General features: G+C 55.6%; 1 protein-coding gene. It reads right to left on the reverse strand.

Translation table 11 applies throughout. The annotated features are described in order from the left end of the window. Positions 1-387: 387 nt before the first annotated feature. Positions 388-1,737, reverse strand: a 1,350-nt coding sequence (locus V6D20_17310) for a hypothetical protein (GenBank protein ID HEY9817541.1), incomplete at its 5' end; no start/stop codon positions are given.

The following is a 1,737-nucleotide window of genomic DNA, read 5'->3' on the forward strand; positions in this document are numbered from 1 at the left end:
GCCGTGTGCACGAAGCTGATTTGGACAGAGCAAGGTGTTGGGAAGGTCGTTGCCAACATAGATTGCCTCGTGGAGGACCAACAGGTAGTCTTCTCCAGTCATAGAATCGGTCCGGACCGTCGCGATCGTGCCTATGTTGAATATTTTCTTCCCATACCCTGGGGCGAAGGCAGAGACCTGTACAGTCCTGTCGGCAGGCCCTAGTGGGAGCGTGTTAGATCCTCCAACACAGGTATCTGCGTGGGTGTCTAACTCACAGTAGCGAGCCTCGTCTTCGGAGGAGCTCACACTGTACGAAGCGCAGATCCGGCGCATAGCAGCAGCAAGTTGTGGTGAAATGTGGGGTACTAATAAGTCGACAGCTTCAGCTGCATTAGTAGGTGGAGATCATTCGCGATCAGTGAGGTCTTCCTCCTCTTCAGAGGCTTCTGCGTCGGAATTGGCGGGCTCACCATCACTATCCGAGTGGTCTACCTCGTAGGTATCATGGTCACTGAGTTCTCCACAGTCCTGGGCATCCTTGATTGCCTTTTGGGCGATCTCAATGCCCATTCGGTAGGCCTGCTTGATCTCATTGATAGTGGCATGACGGGCCGAGGCACAGGCCCAGGCATGGTAGAGGGCCGCTTCTTCGACACCTCCTTCTGCACAGCGGCGTTTGAGCTCTTTGTCATAATCCAGGAGCATCTTGTGGTAGGGCTTATTCTCTGGGGCAATCCGGCCGTAGAAGTACCTGTCTAGGCGGCAGCACACAAAGAGATAACCGCGTACCTGTAGACGTTGCCACTTGCACTTGATTGAATCCGGATCGGCCTCATATTTGGCAAGTAGAGCCATCATGGGCTCACACTTATCCGAGACGCGCCGGTAGGTAACAGCCGAATGGTGGGCAGCAAGCCTCTTCTTCCGCTGTTCCTCAGGCTCAACCTGGTAGTCGACCAGGTGGCTCTCTGTGATCCGGGCCCGGTGGTTGTCAATAGCCCTCTTCTGTTGTCGAGTAAGGATGTACTGCTGCTCTTCGTCGAGCCCTTCTTCATTGTAGAACTGTTCGTGTTCTTCAGTAGGGTCGATTCCGAGCATGTAGCACTCGTCAATAGACAGGAAGTAGGTGAACTCGTTGGGGCCCTTCTCATCAACCACAGTGAGAGATCTAAAGTCATAGTCGAGGGAGAAGTTGGCCCTGACTTCAATCTCATCATTGTCCGAGTCGATTTCTATGGGCTGGATCGAGGGAGCCATGGCTGCGGCAGCAGCCGGTGGACCCTTCTTGGGTCGCCCCTCCTTCCTAGGTACAGGGCCAAGAGGGTCCGGTCTGATACGAGTCTTTGGCTTGACTGTAGGCGCAGGGCTGTCGGCCATGCTGAGAGCTCCGAGGCAGGCAGCCACACTGAGAGCTCCGATTTTGGCAGTGGGTGGTTCCTGCTCTTCGTCCGTGGGTGCCTTGCGCTTGGCAGGGGTGAGCTGCACAGGCTGTTGCTTGCGATCCTTTCGATTCTGTCGGCCAAATTGACCACCTGCAGACTTAGATCGTGCTTCAGCAAGGTCTTCTTGGGTCCCCCCCTTCAGTTTGGAACCGACAGCGGCAGCAACGGCCGCGATGTCGGGCTCGGTGAGGTCTTCGGACTGCACAGAGCCAACCGAGAAGTTGATCACTTGCCCTTTGTGGGTGAGCTTGCCTTCGGTCACCCCTGTCTCTAGAGCAGACGAGATCGACTGGTCCAAAGAAGGTGCCTGGGT

It is taken from the genome of Candidatus Obscuribacterales bacterium (assembly GCA_036703605.1).
Taxonomy (GTDB): Bacteria; Cyanobacteriota; Cyanobacteriia; order RECH01; family RECH01; genus RECH01.